At 71.0% G+C, this 14,492-nt stretch carries 15 protein-coding genes; 9 read left to right on the top strand and 6 right to left on the bottom strand.

From position 1 onward, the window contains the following. The first annotated feature begins 254 nt into the window (after nucleotides 1-254). Nucleotides 255-998, top strand: a complete 744-nt coding sequence (locus AC1MGR_RS02950; RefSeq protein WP_108036858.1) for a Crp/Fnr family transcriptional regulator — start codon at nucleotides 255-257, stop codon at nucleotides 996-998. Then, on the top strand, nucleotides 995-1,243 hold the full coding sequence (locus tag AC1MGR_RS02945; protein ID WP_480233593.1) for a hypothetical protein: 249 nt from the start codon (nucleotides 995-997) through the stop codon (nucleotides 1,241-1,243). Before AC1MGR_RS02950 ends, AC1MGR_RS02945 begins: the two co-directional genes overlap by 4 nt. Nucleotides 1,244-1,342: 99 nt before the next feature. On the opposite strand, the gene AC1MGR_RS02940 is transcribed toward AC1MGR_RS02945, so the two are convergent. Genes AC1MGR_RS02940 through AC1MGR_RS02925 form a run of 4 tightly spaced genes read right to left on the bottom strand, consistent with a single transcriptional unit; the run spans nucleotide 1,343 to nucleotide 4,116 of the window. Continuing rightward, nucleotides 1,343-2,188, bottom strand: a complete 846-nt coding sequence (locus AC1MGR_RS02940; protein WP_480233592.1) for a VOC family protein — start codon at nucleotides 2,186-2,188, stop codon at nucleotides 1,343-1,345. Then, nucleotides 2,185-3,105, bottom strand: a complete 921-nt coding sequence (locus AC1MGR_RS02935; protein ID WP_480233591.1) for an SMP-30/gluconolactonase/LRE family protein — start codon at nucleotides 3,103-3,105, stop codon at nucleotides 2,185-2,187. The genes AC1MGR_RS02940 and AC1MGR_RS02935 overlap by 4 nt, the downstream gene beginning before the upstream one ends. Nucleotides 3,106-3,151: 46 nt before the next feature. Beyond that, on the bottom strand, nucleotides 3,152-3,610 hold the full coding sequence (locus tag AC1MGR_RS02930) for a cupin domain-containing protein (protein ID WP_108036866.1): 459 nt from the start codon (nucleotides 3,608-3,610) through the stop codon (nucleotides 3,152-3,154). Next, the gene (locus AC1MGR_RS02925) at nucleotides 3,607-4,116 is read right to left on the bottom strand and encodes a DoxX family protein (RefSeq protein ID WP_480233590.1); all 510 of its coding nucleotides are present in this window, start codon (nucleotides 4,114-4,116) and stop codon (nucleotides 3,607-3,609) included. The genes AC1MGR_RS02930 and AC1MGR_RS02925 overlap by 4 nt, the downstream gene beginning before the upstream one ends. Before the next feature lie 250 nt (nucleotides 4,117-4,366). Between AC1MGR_RS02925 and AC1MGR_RS02920 the strand changes: the two genes are divergently transcribed. The 6 genes from AC1MGR_RS02920 (at nucleotide 4,367) to AC1MGR_RS02895 (ending at nucleotide 11,689) form a co-directional block, all read left to right on the top strand. Next, a complete protein-coding gene (locus AC1MGR_RS02920) occupies nucleotides 4,367-5,929 on the top strand; it encodes a GMC family oxidoreductase (RefSeq protein ID WP_108036868.1) in 1,563 nt (520 codons plus the stop codon). After that, a complete protein-coding gene (locus AC1MGR_RS02915) occupies nucleotides 5,926-6,846 on the top strand; it encodes an alpha/beta hydrolase fold domain-containing protein (RefSeq protein ID WP_480233589.1) in 921 nt (306 codons plus the stop codon). Before AC1MGR_RS02920 ends, AC1MGR_RS02915 begins: the two co-directional genes overlap by 4 nt. Nucleotides 6,847-7,098: 252 nt before the next feature. Beyond that, nucleotides 7,099-8,547, top strand: coding sequence for a hypothetical protein (locus tag AC1MGR_RS02910; RefSeq protein WP_480233588.1), 1,449 nt, complete (start codon nucleotides 7,099-7,101; stop codon nucleotides 8,545-8,547). A 229-nt stretch (nucleotides 8,548-8,776) separates the two neighbouring features. Next, nucleotides 8,777-9,829, top strand: a complete 1,053-nt coding sequence (locus tag AC1MGR_RS02905) for a tyrosine recombinase XerC (RefSeq protein WP_480233587.1) — start codon at nucleotides 8,777-8,779, stop codon at nucleotides 9,827-9,829. A 22-nt stretch (nucleotides 9,830-9,851) separates the two neighbouring features. Continuing rightward, complete coding sequence (locus tag AC1MGR_RS02900; protein ID WP_480233586.1) at nucleotides 9,852-11,180, top strand: leucine-rich repeat-containing protein kinase family protein; 1,329 nt, start codon at nucleotides 9,852-9,854, stop codon at nucleotides 11,178-11,180. Between the two features lie 146 nt (nucleotides 11,181-11,326). Further along, nucleotides 11,327-11,689, top strand: a complete 363-nt coding sequence (locus AC1MGR_RS02895; RefSeq protein WP_480233585.1) for a hypothetical protein — start codon at nucleotides 11,327-11,329, stop codon at nucleotides 11,687-11,689. Nucleotides 11,690-11,701: 12 nt separating this feature from the next. On the opposite strand, the gene AC1MGR_RS02890 is transcribed toward AC1MGR_RS02895, so the two are convergent. After that, nucleotides 11,702-12,592 (bottom strand): LysR family transcriptional regulator, encoded by an 891-nt coding sequence (locus AC1MGR_RS02890; RefSeq protein ID WP_480234917.1) that lies wholly within the window; start codon nucleotides 12,590-12,592, stop codon nucleotides 11,702-11,704. A 116-nt stretch (nucleotides 12,593-12,708) separates the two neighbouring features. On the opposite strand from AC1MGR_RS02890, the gene AC1MGR_RS02885 reads away from it, so the two are divergent. Beyond that, entirely contained in the window at nucleotides 12,709-13,593 is an 885-nt protein-coding gene (locus AC1MGR_RS02885; protein ID WP_480233584.1) for an SDR family oxidoreductase, read from the top strand. A gap of 40 nt (nucleotides 13,594-13,633) precedes the next feature. Here the strand turns inward: AC1MGR_RS02885 and AC1MGR_RS02880 are convergent, their stop codons facing one another. After that, nucleotides 13,634-14,404, bottom strand: coding sequence for a glucose 1-dehydrogenase (locus AC1MGR_RS02880; RefSeq protein ID WP_108036883.1), 771 nt, complete (start codon nucleotides 14,402-14,404; stop codon nucleotides 13,634-13,636). Nucleotides 14,405-14,492 lie beyond the last annotated feature (88 nt).

Raw genomic sequence — 14,492 nt, 5'->3', positions numbered from 1 at the left:
CTGTCCCGTAAAGCCGGGCGTGTCACTGCCATTTGTTAATGCGCACGCTTTCGACCCGTAAATGCAAAGCCCATCCGGGGATTGGCCGTCTTGAAAGGGCTGATGTCGATACCTGCTGGCAGACCCGGCCAGCGCCGCACCACCCCGTCTTCCTTCATGTTAGTAGGGAGGGATGACGTGGTCCGGCCGATCCACGGAGTTCCGATGCGTCTCTCCCGCCCACGTCCAATCTGCCCGAGAAAGGCACTTTCGCAATGAGCCTTGCCGCTGGCACCGATCTCAGCCTGCTCATTCGAAAACTGGAGACGATCATCACCGTCTCGGACGTCGAGCGTCAGGCGATCGAACGCCTGCCGGTCACGCGCCGTCAATTGAGCGCCCACCAGGACATCGTGCGCGACGGCGACCATCCCAAGCAATGCTGCCTCCTGCTCGACGGGTGGACCTTCCGCTACAAGCTCCTCGACGAGGGCAAGCGCCAGATCCTGTCGGTTCACATCCCGGGCGACATCCCCGACCTGCAGAGCCTGCACCTGCCGGTGATGGATCATAGCCTCAGTACTTTGACGGCCTGTACCCTGGCTTTCATCCCGCACGAGGCGATGTTCGACCTCACCCGCAATCATCCCGGGATCACGGCCGCCCTCTGGCGGGACACCCTCGTCGACGCGGCGATCTTCCGGGAGTGGATGACCAATATCGGACGGCGCTCGACGCTCGGCCGGATCACCCACCTGTTCTGCGAGATCTACCTGAAACTGCATGCCATGGGATTGGCGCGGGACTTCGCCTGCGAGATGCCCCTCACCCAGGGAGACATCGCGGATGCGATCGGCGTCTCGAACGTCCACGTCAACCGCGTCCTGCAGGAGTTGCGCGGCCAGGGGCTACTCACCCTCCAGGGGCAACGCCTCGTGATCCACGACTGGGACGCGCTGACGAACCGTGCCGAGTTCGACCCCGCCTACCTGCATCAGAAGAGGCCGCCCGGCCCATGACGCTGAGCCTCCAGCCCGTCCGGATCCGGACAGAGAGCAGCGACGAGGACGGCCGGCTGGTCATGGCCGAGGGGCTCCTCGTCGCGATCCTGATCCAACTCTCCGCGGACCATGGTGCGGAGGCCGGACACTGGTTCCTGGAGGTGGGTTTCGGCAATCTCGGTCATCCGAGGCCGGCACCCTTTCTCGATCTGCCCGCAGCGCTGGACTGGATCACGACGCAGGCGGGCCAGCGGTCCCGCTAGCGCGTGCGCGACGGGGTCCGCATGCCCTGGACCTCCGGTTCCGGGCAGCCTCGCCGCTGCGTCTCCGACCGGAGCGGCGGGCTGGTCCGGAACAGACCCTCAGGTCAGCTGGAGCCGATGGCCGTCCGGGTCGCGCAGGAGCCGGGGTTCGCCGGCGACGCCGGCAAAGGCCAGGACGGTGGCGGCAATGTCGCGGTCGCCGCAGACGTGACCGCCGCGCGGAAATTCACCTGCATAATCAAGGAGTTCGACGTGCGGCGTCGGCGCCCCCGGCGGGCTCAGGCCCGTCACGGCGACGTGCGGGTCCGGCACGCCGTCGAGGCGGGCCTGCGCGGGACCGACATTGGTGGAGCGCGACGCCACCGTGAAGCCGAGGCCCGCGTAGAAGGCGAGGCTCGCCGCGGTGTCCGTCACCGAGACGGCCGAATGGTCGATGCCGAGGCAGGGATCCGGCCCCGCGCGGCGCCAGGCCTCGGGGACACCACCGGCGGGAAACGCAAGGAATTCAAGGGGATGCCCCTCGGGGTCGCGGAACTTGAAGGCGGTCACCCCGCCCGAGGCCGCGGGCAGGCGCACCGGCCCGGCCGTGGAGATCGGGCGCCAGCCGGGGCAGGCGGCGAGGCGCGCATGGGCGGCGGCCATGTCCGAGACCACGATCGCGATGTGCTGGAACAGGGGGCTCCAGCCCGGCACGTCGTCGGGATAGGGCCGGCCCGGACGGTCGAATCCGACGAGGTCGACGGCCTGCGCGCCGAGCCGGAGGGACACGATCGTTTCGCCGGACGTGGTTCGCTGGTCGACCAGAGGTCGTGTCGAGGTCACGCGGGAAAACCCGAGGGCCGCCGTGAAATACCGCGCCAGCGTTTCAGGATCGGCGCTGACGAGGCGAATCCGGTCCAGGCGCAGCGGTCCGGCGCCGATGTCCGGCTTCAGGTCCCCCCTCACGGCGTCTGCGCGCCGCGCCGGTTGAGGAAGATCGCGTACAGGGTGTGCGAGCCGCCGATGAACAGGCGGTTCTTCATCCGGCCGCCGAAGGCGAGGTTCGAGACCCGGTGGGGCACGAAGATCTTGCCCATGAGGTGGCCGTCCGGGTCGATGCAGTGGACGCCGTCGGCGGCGCTGCTCCAGACGTTGCCGTCCTCGTCGACCCGCATCCCGTCGCAGTAGCCGGGCGCCACGGTGTGGAAGACCCCGCCGCCCGAGAGGGCGTAGTCCGGCCCGACCTCGAAGACGCGGATGTACTGGCGCGGGTTCGGCCGGCTCTGGTCGCCGGTCTCGGAGACGTAGAGCCGGCGCTCGTCGGGGGAGAAGGCCAGCCCGTTCGGACCGTCGAAATCGGTGGCCATGGCGCGGACCTCGCCGGAAGCCGGGTCCAGGCGGTAGAGGGCCGGCGGCTGCTCCGAGTCCTGGCGGCCGCCCTCGTAGTCGTTGGCAATGCCGTAGACCGGATCGGTGAACCAGATCCCCCCGTCGGCGGCCACCACGACGTCGTTGGGGGCGTTGAGGCGGCGCCCGGCATGGTGGGTGGCGAGGGTGGTGACGGTGCCGTCGTACGCGGTGCGGGTGAGGCAGCGGTTCCGGTGCGAGCAGGCGATCAGGCGGCCCTGGCGGTCGCGGGTCTGGCCGTTGGCGAAGTGCGAGGGCGCCCGGTAGACCGACAGGCCCTCGGCCTCGCTCCAGCGCATGGTGCGGTCGCGGGGCAGGTCCTGGAACAGCAGGCAGTCGGCATCGCCGAACCAGACCGGCCCCTCGATCCAGCGGAAGCCCGTGGCGATCTCCTCGAGTTCGGCGTTGCCGAGCAGGTACCCGGCAAAGCGCGGATCGACGACCTCGAAGCCCGGGTTTCCGAGCCTGGACGGCATGGGGCGACCGAAACCATCGATGGGGCTACCGGAACCGGCCATGGATCTACCGGAACCGGCACGGGGTGGCGACGGTCGGCGGCGAATCGAACTGCACCACCATCAGCACGGCGGGCGCGTCGCCGACGGTGCCGGAGAGGTGCCCCTGGCGCCCGTCCACCGCCCGGGTGTTCTGGTCCTCGCCGAAGGAGATCTCGCCGGGCCCCATCTCGACCCGGGTGCCGTCCATGGATTCCACGAACCAGCGGCCCGAGAGCGGGATGATCCATTGCGGCTTCGGGTTCTCGTGCCAGGCCCCGGTCCAGCCCACCGGCTGCACCGTCACCATCACGGTGGCGCCGTCATGGGTCTTGGTGCCCTGCCATTGCGGGTCGGCCGGCGGCTGCATCGACTTCATGTCGAAATCGGTCAGCGCGCAGCGGGTCTGGTGGCTGACGCCCTCCGCGTCGGTCCAGAGGTGCCAGTAGGGCACGCGGGGTTTTTCGGGGGTGGTCGCGTCGCTCATGGAATCATCCTGGCGGATTCGGGAGACGGGGCGGTGCGGTAGGGCTGCGACGAGGCCAGCGGGTCGGCGAGGAAGAGCCGCACCGTGTCGGCCCCGGTGCCGAAGGTGATGAGCAGAAACCCGCCGGCCAGGGCGAAGTTCTTGAGGAAGTCCCAGAACAGGCCCCGGCCCTGGCTGTCGCTGCCGGCCCAGAAGTCGCCCGGGCGCCAGAACTGCTTCCACAGGAGGGCGGTGACGCCGCAATAGCCGGCGAGCACGAAGGCCGCGGCCCGGTCGGCGATGCCGGTGAGGATGCCGGCCGACATCACCACCTCGACGAAGAGCCCGGCCAGGATGAGGGCGCGGGCGAGCCCCGTGCCGGAGACCCGCTCGCGGGCCTGGCCCACCGCGCCCCGGAAGTTCAGGATCTTGTCGAGGGCGCTGAAGGGCAGGAACAGCAGCACCAGGAGGAGCCGGACCGCGAAGGCGACGACGAGGCTGAGGGCGATCACGGCGTGGTCCTGCAAGGCGCGATCCCGGGGCAGGGCCGCTGGCGGGCGATGACGAAGGCGCGCGAACGTGATGCCATCGGCGGTTGAACGCGGCACCCGTGCGCCGGTTCAAACGTTCGGAGCGTCGGATGCCTCACGTCGGCGCGACCCCATCGGCCGGCCGACCCGGCGGCGGCATCCCCGGCCCCGACAGCCCGCGGCACCGGCCCGCGCCGGCCCCGCGAAGGCCCCCACGGGCGAAGGACACCATGAGCGAAGGACACCCATGAGCGACGAGCATTACGACGTGGTCATCGTGGGCTCGGGCCCCGGCGGCGGCACCATGGCCTGGCGCCTGGCCCAGACCGGCAAGCGCGTGCTGCTGCTGGAGCGCGGCGGCTACCTGCCGCGCGAGCGCGAGAACTGGGACAGCCAGGCGGTGTTCGTGGATGCGCGCTACCAGGCGCCCGAGACCTGGTACGGCGCCGACGGGCGCAGCTTCCACCCGGGCCTGCACTACTACGTGGGCGGCAACAGCAAGGTCTACGGCTCGGTGCTGCTGCGCCTGCGCGCCCGCGATTTCGACGTGGTGCGCCACCCCGACGGCGACGCCCCCGAATGGCCGGTGAAGTACGACACCTTCGAGCCCTACTACCAGGCGGCGGAGGAGCTGTTCCACGTGCACGGCCTGCGCGGCGAGGACCCCACCGAGCCGCCCGCGTCCAAGCCCTACGCCTACCCGCCGGTCTCCCACGAGCCGCGCATCCAGGAGCTCTTCGACGGGCTGAAGCGCGAGGGCCACCGGCCCTTCCACCTGCCGGTGGGCGTGCTGCTGGACGAGCGCGACGGCCAGGCCCTGCCGCACTCGGCCTGCATCCGCTGCGACGCCTTCGACGGCTATCCCTGCCTGACCAACGGCAAGGCGGATGCGCAGATCATCTGCGTCGACCCGGCGCTCGCCCAGTACCCGAACCTCACCCTCTGGACCGGCGCCTACGTGGAGCGCCTCCTCACCGGCCCGAGCGGGCGCGCGATCACCGGGGTCGAGCTCGTGCGCGAGGGCCGGCGCCGCACGGTGACGGGCGACATCGTCGTGGTGGCCTGCGGCGCCCTCTCCTCGGCGCTGCTGATGCTGCGCTCGGCCAACGACGCGCACCCGCACGGGCTCGCCAACGCCTCCGGCCAGGTCGGGCGCAACTACATGCGCCACAACAACGCCACCGTGCTGGCGGTCTCGCGCACCCCGAACCCGACGAAGTTCCAGAAGACCCTCGGGCTGAACGACTTCTACTTCGGCTCGGACGACTGGGACTTCCCGCTGGGCCACATCCAGATGGTCGGCAAGTCCGACGGCACGCAGATCCACGGCGAGGGCCTGCCGGGCTTCCTGCAATGGTTCCCCGAAAAGCCCTTCGACTGGATCGCGAAGCACTCCCTCGACTTCTGGCTGACCTCGGAGGACCTGCCCCGGCCGGAGAACCGGATCTTCTACGAGGGCGGCCGGGTCCGCCTCGACCTCACCGAGAGCAACATGGAGGGGCACACCCGCCTCAAGGCGAAGCTGCGCGACCTCTGCGGCAAGCTCGACGTGCACCCGCACCTGTTCGACCGCTCGCTCTACCTCGGCAAGGACACGCCCATCGGCGGCACCGCGCACCAGGCCGGGACGCTGCGCTTCGGCACGGACCCGGCCACCTCGGTGCTCGACCTCGATTGCCGGGCCCACGGCCTCGACAACCTCTACGTCACCGATGCGAGCTTCTTCCCCTCGATCGGGGCCGTGAACCCGACCCTGACGATCGTCGCCAACGCCCTGCGGGTCGGAGACCACATCGCGGCCCGGCTGTGACCAGCCTCGCCGCGCGCCTGCTGGCCCTGGCGATCCGCCTCACCGGGCGCCGGCGCGGCCTCGCCCGGGCCGATCTCGACCCCGAGGCGGCGGTGGCGAAGCGCCCGCGCCCGGCCCGGCCGACGCGCGCCCTGCGGAGAACCCTCTCGGTGACCTGGGAGACCCGCGACGGCTTCGAGGTCTACACCCTGGCCCCGCGCGCAGGGGCCCGCAGGGGGCGGGTGATCTACCTGCACGGGGGCGCCTATACGAGCCCGATCACCCGCATCCACTGGCGCTTCATCGCCCGGCTGGTCTCGGCCACGGGCCTCACCGTGACGGTGCCGCTCTACCCGCTGACGCCGGAGCATGCCTGCGCCGACATCGGCGCCTTCGCGCTAGCGGTCTACCGGGCATGCGCCGCGGCCGACCCCGAAGCGCCGATCGCCCTGATGGGCGATTCCGCCGGGGGCGGCCTCGCCCTGTCCCTGGCGATGCAGGTCCGGGACGCCGGGACCGGCCCCGCCGGCCTGCCCGCGCCCGTCGGCCTCGTGCTGATCGCGCCCTGGCTCGACGTCACCACCGCTGACCCGTCCCAGGCCCGGATCGAACCGCTGGACGTGATGCTGATGCGCCCGGGCGTGCAGACCCTCGGGCGCTGGTATGCAGGCGCTCTCGACCCCACGGACGCGCGGGTCAGCCCCCTCTTCGGCACCCTGCGGGGCCTGCCGCCGATCGAACTCGTCTGCGGCAGCCACGACATCCTGGTGGCCGACGCCCGCCGCCTCGCCGCCCGCGCCCGGGCGGAGGACGCCCCCCTCGCCTATCACGAGGAGCCCGGCCTGATGCACGTCTACCCCCTCCTCGGCCTGCCGGAATCCCGCCGGGCCGAGGCGCGGATCCGGGCGTTTCTGGCGGCGCGGATGGGGTGGGGGTGAGGGGGCGGGTGTGAGGCGGCTTCCGTGTAGTCCTGGGACGTCGTAGCGCCCGCCTTCGGATCGAGGGCGGACGTTGGAACCGAGAATGTCCGTCGGCAATGGGTAAGTCGCTGTCTCTGGCAGCGTGTCTTGATGCAGATGGTCCTGAAGCATGGAGCACTTTCCATATTCATCAGCGAGAAGCTCGATTGCTGGGGATAGCCGACGCGCCAAGCAGAACAAGCCTGCGTCCGTCTGATACAACTTTCTCTTGTGACACGCTTTTCTGAGCATTTCGCGCTCGGCCGCTCGCAGCCCGAGTTAGATTTTGTAGATATCGATTTGACGGCGGACCTTTCGGTCTACGTCGATCCTTTCGCCATTTCTCTCTACTCCGACGACTTGAGCCGCCGCGCCAGCGACGCCATCGTCTGGTTCTTCCAGACCGCGATTCAAGCAATACGCAATGGCCGCGAGGAGCAGGCCTTTCAGATGCTTGGACATCTTTCCGAGCCAAACGAGACACGCCTCGGCGTCTCTCGCGGGCGGCCGCAGGGGCGCGGCGTAAGCGGCAAGCAAGCGTTCGATCTTTACCGCAGCATCGCCAATAGCGAGGCGGCGAGGAGCGGCTTGGTGGCTGACATTAGTGAGTGCGACCTCTTTATCGAGGGCATCGGCCCCGACAAGATTTCGGACATGGCGACTAATATCATTCGCGACCTACTCATCGACTACACCGGCCAGCAATGCGCGCTGCACGGCATTCCAACCGTGAACACGCCATCGGGCCCCATCTTCGACCACGAGCGTGGGATGTGGCGCGAACAATATCGGCAGCTCCCGCGGTACGGCGGCAGCCGGGTTATTCTGGTCCCTAAGATGTTTGTGCGCCGGCACTTGGCGCTCAACAGCCAGGATTACCTGAACAAACACGTTTTCGAATTTCTTCAAGCCGAGCATCTTAGCTCGATGTCTGGCCTCGTCGAGACGCTCAAGAACGGCAGCCTAAGGGTTACTAAAACGAGCCTGAAGGAGAACTACCCTTGCACCAAGCAGTGGATGGCCGAGTTCACGGCAGCAAACCCGAAAGTGCTGGAAAATTACAAGAGGCTAATGGTCGACCTAGCCAAGGCCGAGCGCTGCAATGAGGCAGCCAGCCTGAACGGAGACATCGAATACAACGAAGGCACGTTCGCGCAGGCGCTGATCGAAAGCTTGATGCGGATACCGCCGGGCAACGATCATGCGTCAGCCTATCACAGCCTTATGATCGGCATCATGGAGTTCCTGTTCTGGCCACAGCTCACCGCGCCGGTGAAGGAAGCGGAAATCAACGAAGGACGGAAGCGGATCGATATCCTCTACACCAACGCCGCCGACAATGGCTTTTTCCATCGGATGGCGACATTGGCCAATGTGGTGGCGCATAAAGTCCCGGTCGAGTGCAAGAACTACTCGAAAGACCCGGTCAATCCTGAGGTCGACCAGATCGCGGGGCGGTTCGCGCCCAACCGGGGGCGGTTCGGGTTTCTAGTCTACCGCAACACCACGGACCGGAACCGCCTCATCGCGCGCTGCAGGGATACGGCTGTCGAGGGACGCGGCTTCATCATGCCGCTCGGAGATGCGGAAGTCATCGACATGCTGGAAGATGTCCGCCAGATGCGCAGAGAGCGCATCGGGATGCAACTCGACATGATCTATAACCAGCTAATCAATTAGACGGAGCGTGAACAGCATAGAATTTAATGGCTGCTTCCTCAGCTAAAAGTTCCTGTACCAACATGGTGATTTCCATTTGGTTGGAGGCTACGTATTCTCGATCGGGATACGCGTAAGTAGACGTTCCTTGCGTCCACGAAGGGTCGGAAGCTGACCGCCCCGGCCGTCGGATCCTCCCCTCGCGCCCTCGGCAACGGAGCGTCAACGCCTCTCGGGCTTCAGTGGCGGGATGGCATCCTCCGCATCCGGCCCCGCCCCGCTGCCCGCCGACGCCCTGGCGTTTCCCGGGGATGCGGCCCTCCTCGCCGAAGCCCGGGCGTGGCAGGACGAACTGGCGCGGGAGCGGCGCCTCTCGCCCAACACCGTCGAGGCCTATGCGCGGGACCTGCGCCAGTTCCTGACCCATCGCGCCGGGCGGCACGGCCTCCCCGGCATCGCCCAGCTCGTCGCCCTCAAGCCCCGGGACGTGCGCGCCTTCATGGCGGCGCGCCGGGCGGACGGGGTCGGCGGGCGCTCGCTGATGCGGGCGCTGGCGGGCCTGCGCTCCTTCGCCCGCCACCTCGAGCGCCAGGGCCACGGCACCGTGGCGGCGCTCGGCGCCGTGCGCTCGCCCAAGGTGGAGCGGCGCCTGCCGCGCCCGATCCCCATCGCCGCCGCCCGGGCGATGACCGGGCCGGAGCTGCGGGCCGGCGAGACCCGCGAGCCCTGGATCCTCGCCCGCGACGCGGCCGTGCTGGCCCTGCTCTACGGCTCGGGCCTGCGCATCTCGGAGGCCCTCGGGCTCACCGCCCGGGACGCGCCGGGGCCGGGGGTCGACGCCGTCACGGTGCTGGGCAAGGGCGGCAAGATGCGGATGGTGCCGGTGCTGCCGGTGGTCGCCGCGGCGGTGGCGGCCTACGTCGCGGCCTGCCCCTACGCCCTGGCGCCGGAGGGCCCGCTCTTCGTCGGCGCCAAGGGCGGCCCGCTCTCGCCGCGGGTCATCCAATACGCCGTGGCGGCGATGCGGGGCGGGCTCGGCCTGCCCCCGAGCGCGACGCCGCACGCCCTGCGCCACTCCTTCGCCACCCACCTCCTGGCGCGCCAGGGCGAGCTGCGGGCGATCCAGGAGCTGCTCGGCCACGCCTCGCTCGCCACGACGCAGCTCTACACCAAGATCGACGCCGCCCGCCTGATGGAGGCCTTCGACGCCGCCCATCCGCGCGCCGGCGCCGGCCGGGCCGCGGCCCTGCGCGCGAAAAGCCGTGCGCCCGGCCCCGCGCCCGCGCTAGAACCGGGGGCATGATCCGGCTCGCCCCGCCCCTGACATGACTCAAGATCCGCCGGCCGACCTGCTGGCCGCCTTGCGCCGGGGCGACTGCGCCGGGGCCCGGGCCCTGCGCTTTCCCCCCGGCCTCACCGAATTCCCGACCGAGATCTTCGGGCTGGCCGACACCCTGGAGCTGCTGGACCTCACCGGCAGCCGGCTCACGGCCCTGCCGGCGGGGTTCGGCCGCCTGCGGAACCTGCGCGTGCTGTTCTGCTCGGGCAACCGCTTCACCCGCCTGCCGCCGGTGCTGGGGGATTGCCCGTCCCTGAGCCAGGTCGGCTTTCGCGGCACCGGGCTCGAGGAGGTGCCGGGCGAGGCCCTGCCCCCGGCCCTGCGCTGGCTCACCCTCACGGACAACCGCATCGCCGCCCTGCCGGACGCCCTCGGGGAGCGCCCGCAGCTGCAGAAGCTCATGCTGGCGGGCAACGCCCTGGAAACGCTGCCCGAGAGCCTCGCGGACGCGCCGAACCTCGAGCTGGTGCGGCTGGCCGCCAACCGCCTGGAGGCCCTGCCGCCCTGGCTCACCACCCTGCCGACGCTGGCCTGGACCTCCTTCGCGGGCAATCCCGTCGAGGACGCGCCCGTGGCCCCCGACGTGCCGGGCGTGCCCTGGAGCGATCTCGAGTCCGGCGCCCTCCTGGGCGAGGGCGCCTCGGGCCGCGTGCACCGGGCGCTCTGGCGCCGGAGGGGGGCCTCGGCCGAGGCCGTCGCCCTGAAGCTGTTCAAGGGCGCCATGACCAGCGACGGCCTGCCCGAGCGCGAGATGGCGGCCTGCCTCGCGGCCGGCGCGCACCCGCACCTCACCGGCGCCCTGGGGCGCGTCGTCGATCACCCGGCGGGCCTCGACGGCCTGCTGATGCCGCTGATGCCGGATTCGTGGCGGGTGCTCGCCGGGCCGCCGAGCCTGGAGAGCTGCAGCCGCGACGTCTACGCGCCCGGCCTCGCCCTGGCGCCCGCGACCGCCCTGCGCATCGCCCGCGCCGCCGCCGAGGCCTGCGCCCATCTCCACGCCCGCCGGATCCTGCACGGCGACCTCTACGGCCACAACATCCTGTGGGACGGCACGGACGGCGCCGCCGTGGTCAGCGATTTCGGCGCCGCCTCGACCCTGCCCGTGGGTCCCGCCGGCGCGGCCCTGCGCCGGGTCGAGGTGCGGGCCTGGGGGCTGCTCCTGGGCGAACTCCTCACCCTGGCCGACATCGGCGCCGGCCCCTGGCGCGACCTGGAGCGGGCCTGCACCGGCCCCGACATCGCGGCGCGCCCGGATGTCCCGGACCTGCTCGCCCTGCTGCCGGACGCGCGGACGGGCGCCGGCCGCGCCGACTGATGTGCGAAAGGCACAGGCGCGGCCGGGCGTCGGCCGCGATCCGCCGAAACCGCGCTCCGGCCCGGGGCGGCCCCGATTTCGTCACGGTGACCCGCCAGGGACCGCAGCCGGAATCAAGGGGTTACGGGGATGGGGTTACGGGGATCATGAAGGCATTCACCTCCGCGCTGCTGCTGATCGGCGCCCTCGCGGCACCGCAGGCCGCGATGGCCGCGAGCAAGACCACGGTGGGCGTCGGCACCGGCGCGGTGGCGGGGGCCCTGGTGGGCGGCCCGGTGGGGGCGGTCGTGGGCGGCATCGTCGGCGGCTATATCGGCGCCACCTCCGAGAGCTCCCGCCCGCGCCGCCGCCGGGTCCGCGCCGCCCGGCGGGCCGCGGTCGCCCCGCGCAAGCTGCGCGTGGCCGAGGAGCGCGCCGCGCCGGTCCGCCCCGCCGCCCCGGCCGCCACCGGCAGCCTCGCCCCGGTCACCACCGCGCCCGCCGCGACCACCTGGCGGAACCCGCGCTAGGGGGACGGCCGGTCAGGCGCCCACGTAGGCGGCCAGCTCCTCCGGCGTGCCGTGGGGAAACGCCCGCTTCAGGTGGTCGAGGAAGGCCGCGACCCGGGCGCTGAGCAGCCGGCGGGAGGGGTAGAGCGCCCAGAGCGCGATCTCGGGACCCTCGACGTCGCCCCAGGTCACCAGGGTCCCGGCGGCCAGGTCGTGGCTGACGAGGGAGATCGGCAGCCGGCCCGCCCCGACGCCGGCCCGGATCGCGTCGCGCACCATGATGAGCGACGACAGGCGCAGCACGGGCTCGAAGGCGATGCGCGACGGGCCGCCGGGGGCGCGCACGGACCAGGCGTCGCCGCGGCCCGACCCGCGCACCACGGCCGGCACGGGCCGGTCGTCGGCGGGCCGGGCGAGGCCCGGGCTCGCCACGACGACCAGGTGGTCGCGCAGGACGATGCGCCCGACCAGGCTCGCATCGGTCTCCGGATTGACCCGGATGGCGAGGTCGTAACCCTCCTCGACCATGTCGACGGCCCGGTCCTCCGTGGTGACCTCGAGCCGGACCTCCGGGTGGGTCATGGCGAACGCCGCCGCCAGCTTCCCCATGGCGACCTGCGAGAACAGGAGCGGCGCGCTGATCCGCAGCCGGCCGCGGGGCGTCGCGCTGCCCGAGGCGATGGCCGCCGCGGTCTCGTCGAGCTCGGCCAGCAACACCCCCGTGCGCGCGTGGAGGGCGCGCCCTTCCTCGGTGAGGGTCAGCGTGCGGGCGCCGCGCTCGAACAGGCGCAGGTCGAGGGCGGCCTCCAGCTCCGAGACCCGGCGCGACAGGGTCGCCTTCGGGCGCCCGGCCGCCCGGGCGGCGCGCCCGAACCCGCCGTGGCGGGCGACGAGATTGAAGTCGGCGAGGGCGAGGAGATCCATGCGTTCCACCAGCAGCGTTCCATCCGCGAGACGGACCGTCCAGATTTAGCGGCTTCCGGCGTCCGCGTGGATCACCCAATTTCCGGCCTGTCACCACGGCAACCCGGAGAAACACCATGACTGTCCTGACCACGGGACCCATCCTCGTCACAGGCGCCACCGGCACCATCGGCCGTCAGGTCGTCGACCAGCTCGTTCGGCGGGGCGCCGAGGTCCGCGCCCTCGCGCGCGATCCGGCCAAGGCCGGTCTGCCGGCGGGCGTCGCCGTCGTCCCGGGCGACCTGCTCGACGTCGCGTCCCTGCGCCGTGCCTTCGCGGGCGCCTCGACCCTGTTCCTGCTCAATGCGGTGGCGGCGGACGAGGTCACCCAGGCGCTGATCGCCCTCAACGTCGCCCGGGAGGCCGGGATCCGGCGGGTGGTCTACCTGTCGGTGATCCACAGCGACGTCTACGTGAACGTCCCGCACTTCGCCGGCAAGTTCGCGGTGGAGCGGATGATCGAGGCGATGGGCTTCGAGGCCACCATCCTGCGCCCGGCCTACTTCATGAGCAACGAGCACACGATCCGGGACGTCGTCCTGCAGCATGGCGTCTACCCGATGCCGATCGGCGCCAAGGGCCTCGCCATGGTCGACGAGCGCGATCTCGGCGAGGTCGCGGCCCTGGCGCTGCTCCGGCGCGCGCAGGGCGACGGGCCGCTTCCCCTGGAGCGGATCAACGTCGTCGGGCCCGAGACCCTGACGGGCGAGGCGGTGGCCGGGATCTGGTCGGAGGTGCTCGGCCGCCCGGTCGTCTATGGCGGCGACGACACCGCCGGGTTCGAGCGCAACCTCCAGCCATTCATGCCGGGCTGGATGGCCTACGACATGCGCCTGATGGCCGAGCGCTTCCTCACCGACGGCATGGTGCCCGAGGCCGGCGACGTCGCCCGCCTCACGACGCTCCTGGGTCGGCCCTTGCGGACCTATCGCGACCGTGCAGCCGCGATCGCGGCCGCCTGATGTGCCGAGGCGCCCGGGCTTGGCCGCCGCGGCCGGTGCCTCAGGCGCCGCCCCACTGCATGGTCAGGCCGCCATCCACCACCAGGGTGTGGCCGGTGACGTAGTCGGCATCGTCCGAGGCGAGGTAGAGGATCGCCTTGGCGATCTCGTCGGGCTGGCCGGCCCGGTGCCACGGGATGCGCTCCAGGGACTGGGCGAGCTTGTCGGGGTTCTCGAAGCGGTCGCTGGTCATCGGCGTCTCGATCAGGCCGGGCGCCACGTTGTTGACGTTGATCCGGTCCTCGGCCAGCTCCCGTGCCAGGCTGCGGCAGAGGGAGCCGACGCCCGCCTTGGACATGCCGTAGGGGGCGCTCTCGGGAGTCGGCAGGTGCTGGGCCACCGAGGAGACGATGACGATCTTGCCGCGCCCGCCCTGGGCCCGGCGGACCTTGATGAAGGCCCGGGCGCAGAAGACCGGCGCCATCAGGTTGACGCGCAGGATCTGCTCCAGCTTGCCGTCGTCCATCTCGGCCACCGGCATGCCGCTCATCGCCTGGCCGGCATTGTTCACCAGGATGTCGAGGACGCCGAGCTCCTGCGCGACCTGCGCGAAGGTCGCCTCCACGGAGGCCGGGTCGCCGACGTCGTTCTGGATCACGAGGCAGCGGCGGCCCGCCGCCTCGACCCGGCGCGCGGTCTCGCGGGCGCCGTCCGCGTCCGTGTTGTAGGTGATCGCCACGTCGGCGCCCTGGCGGGCGAACAGCTCGGCCGTCGCCTGCCCGATCCCGGAATCCGCGCCCGTGATCAGCGCGCGTTTGCCCTGCAGCGTCATGTCGGCCCGTCTCCTCGCACCGTTTCGATCGATGCGGGGACAAGGGACCGGCGCCCGGCCCTGTTCCGGCCCGCGACGCCGGATCACG

The sequence above is a fragment of the Methylobacterium sp. BI1 genome (genome assembly GCF_056680125.1).
Note: the sequence above shows the minus strand (reverse complement) of the source record. Positions and strands in the feature narration are given on the sequence as shown.

Bases quoted from the DNA above. Each gene is read 5' to 3' on its own strand.
- AC1MGR_RS02950 (WP_108036858.1), top strand. From the start codon at position 255: ATGAGCCTTGCCGCTGGCACCGATCTCAGCCTGCTCATTCGAAAACTG.
- AC1MGR_RS02945 (WP_480233593.1), top strand. From the start codon at position 995: ATGACGCTGAGCCTCCAGCCCGTCCGGATCCGGACAGAGAGCAGCGAC.
- AC1MGR_RS02935 (WP_480233591.1), bottom strand. From the start codon at position 3,105: ATGCCGTCCAGGCTCGGAAACCCGGGCTTCGAGGTCGTCGATCCGCGC.
- AC1MGR_RS02930 (WP_108036866.1), bottom strand. From the start codon at position 3,610: ATGAGCGACGCGACCACCCCCGAAAAACCCCGCGTGCCCTACTGGCAC.
- AC1MGR_RS02920 (WP_108036868.1), top strand. From the start codon at position 4,367: ATGAGCGACGAGCATTACGACGTGGTCATCGTGGGCTCGGGCCCCGGC.
- AC1MGR_RS02905 (WP_480233587.1), top strand. From the start codon at position 8,777: ATGGCATCCTCCGCATCCGGCCCCGCCCCGCTGCCCGCCGACGCCCTG.
- AC1MGR_RS02900 (WP_480233586.1), top strand. From the start codon at position 9,852: ATGACTCAAGATCCGCCGGCCGACCTGCTGGCCGCCTTGCGCCGGGGC.
- AC1MGR_RS02895 (WP_480233585.1), top strand. From the start codon at position 11,327: ATGAAGGCATTCACCTCCGCGCTGCTGCTGATCGGCGCCCTCGCGGCA.
- AC1MGR_RS02890 (WP_480234917.1), bottom strand. From the start codon at position 12,592: ATGGATCTCCTCGCCCTCGCCGACTTCAATCTCGTCGCCCGCCACGGC.
- AC1MGR_RS02885 (WP_480233584.1), top strand. From the start codon at position 12,709: ATGACTGTCCTGACCACGGGACCCATCCTCGTCACAGGCGCCACCGGC.
- AC1MGR_RS02880 (WP_108036883.1), bottom strand. From the start codon at position 14,404: ATGACGCTGCAGGGCAAACGCGCGCTGATCACGGGCGCGGATTCCGGG.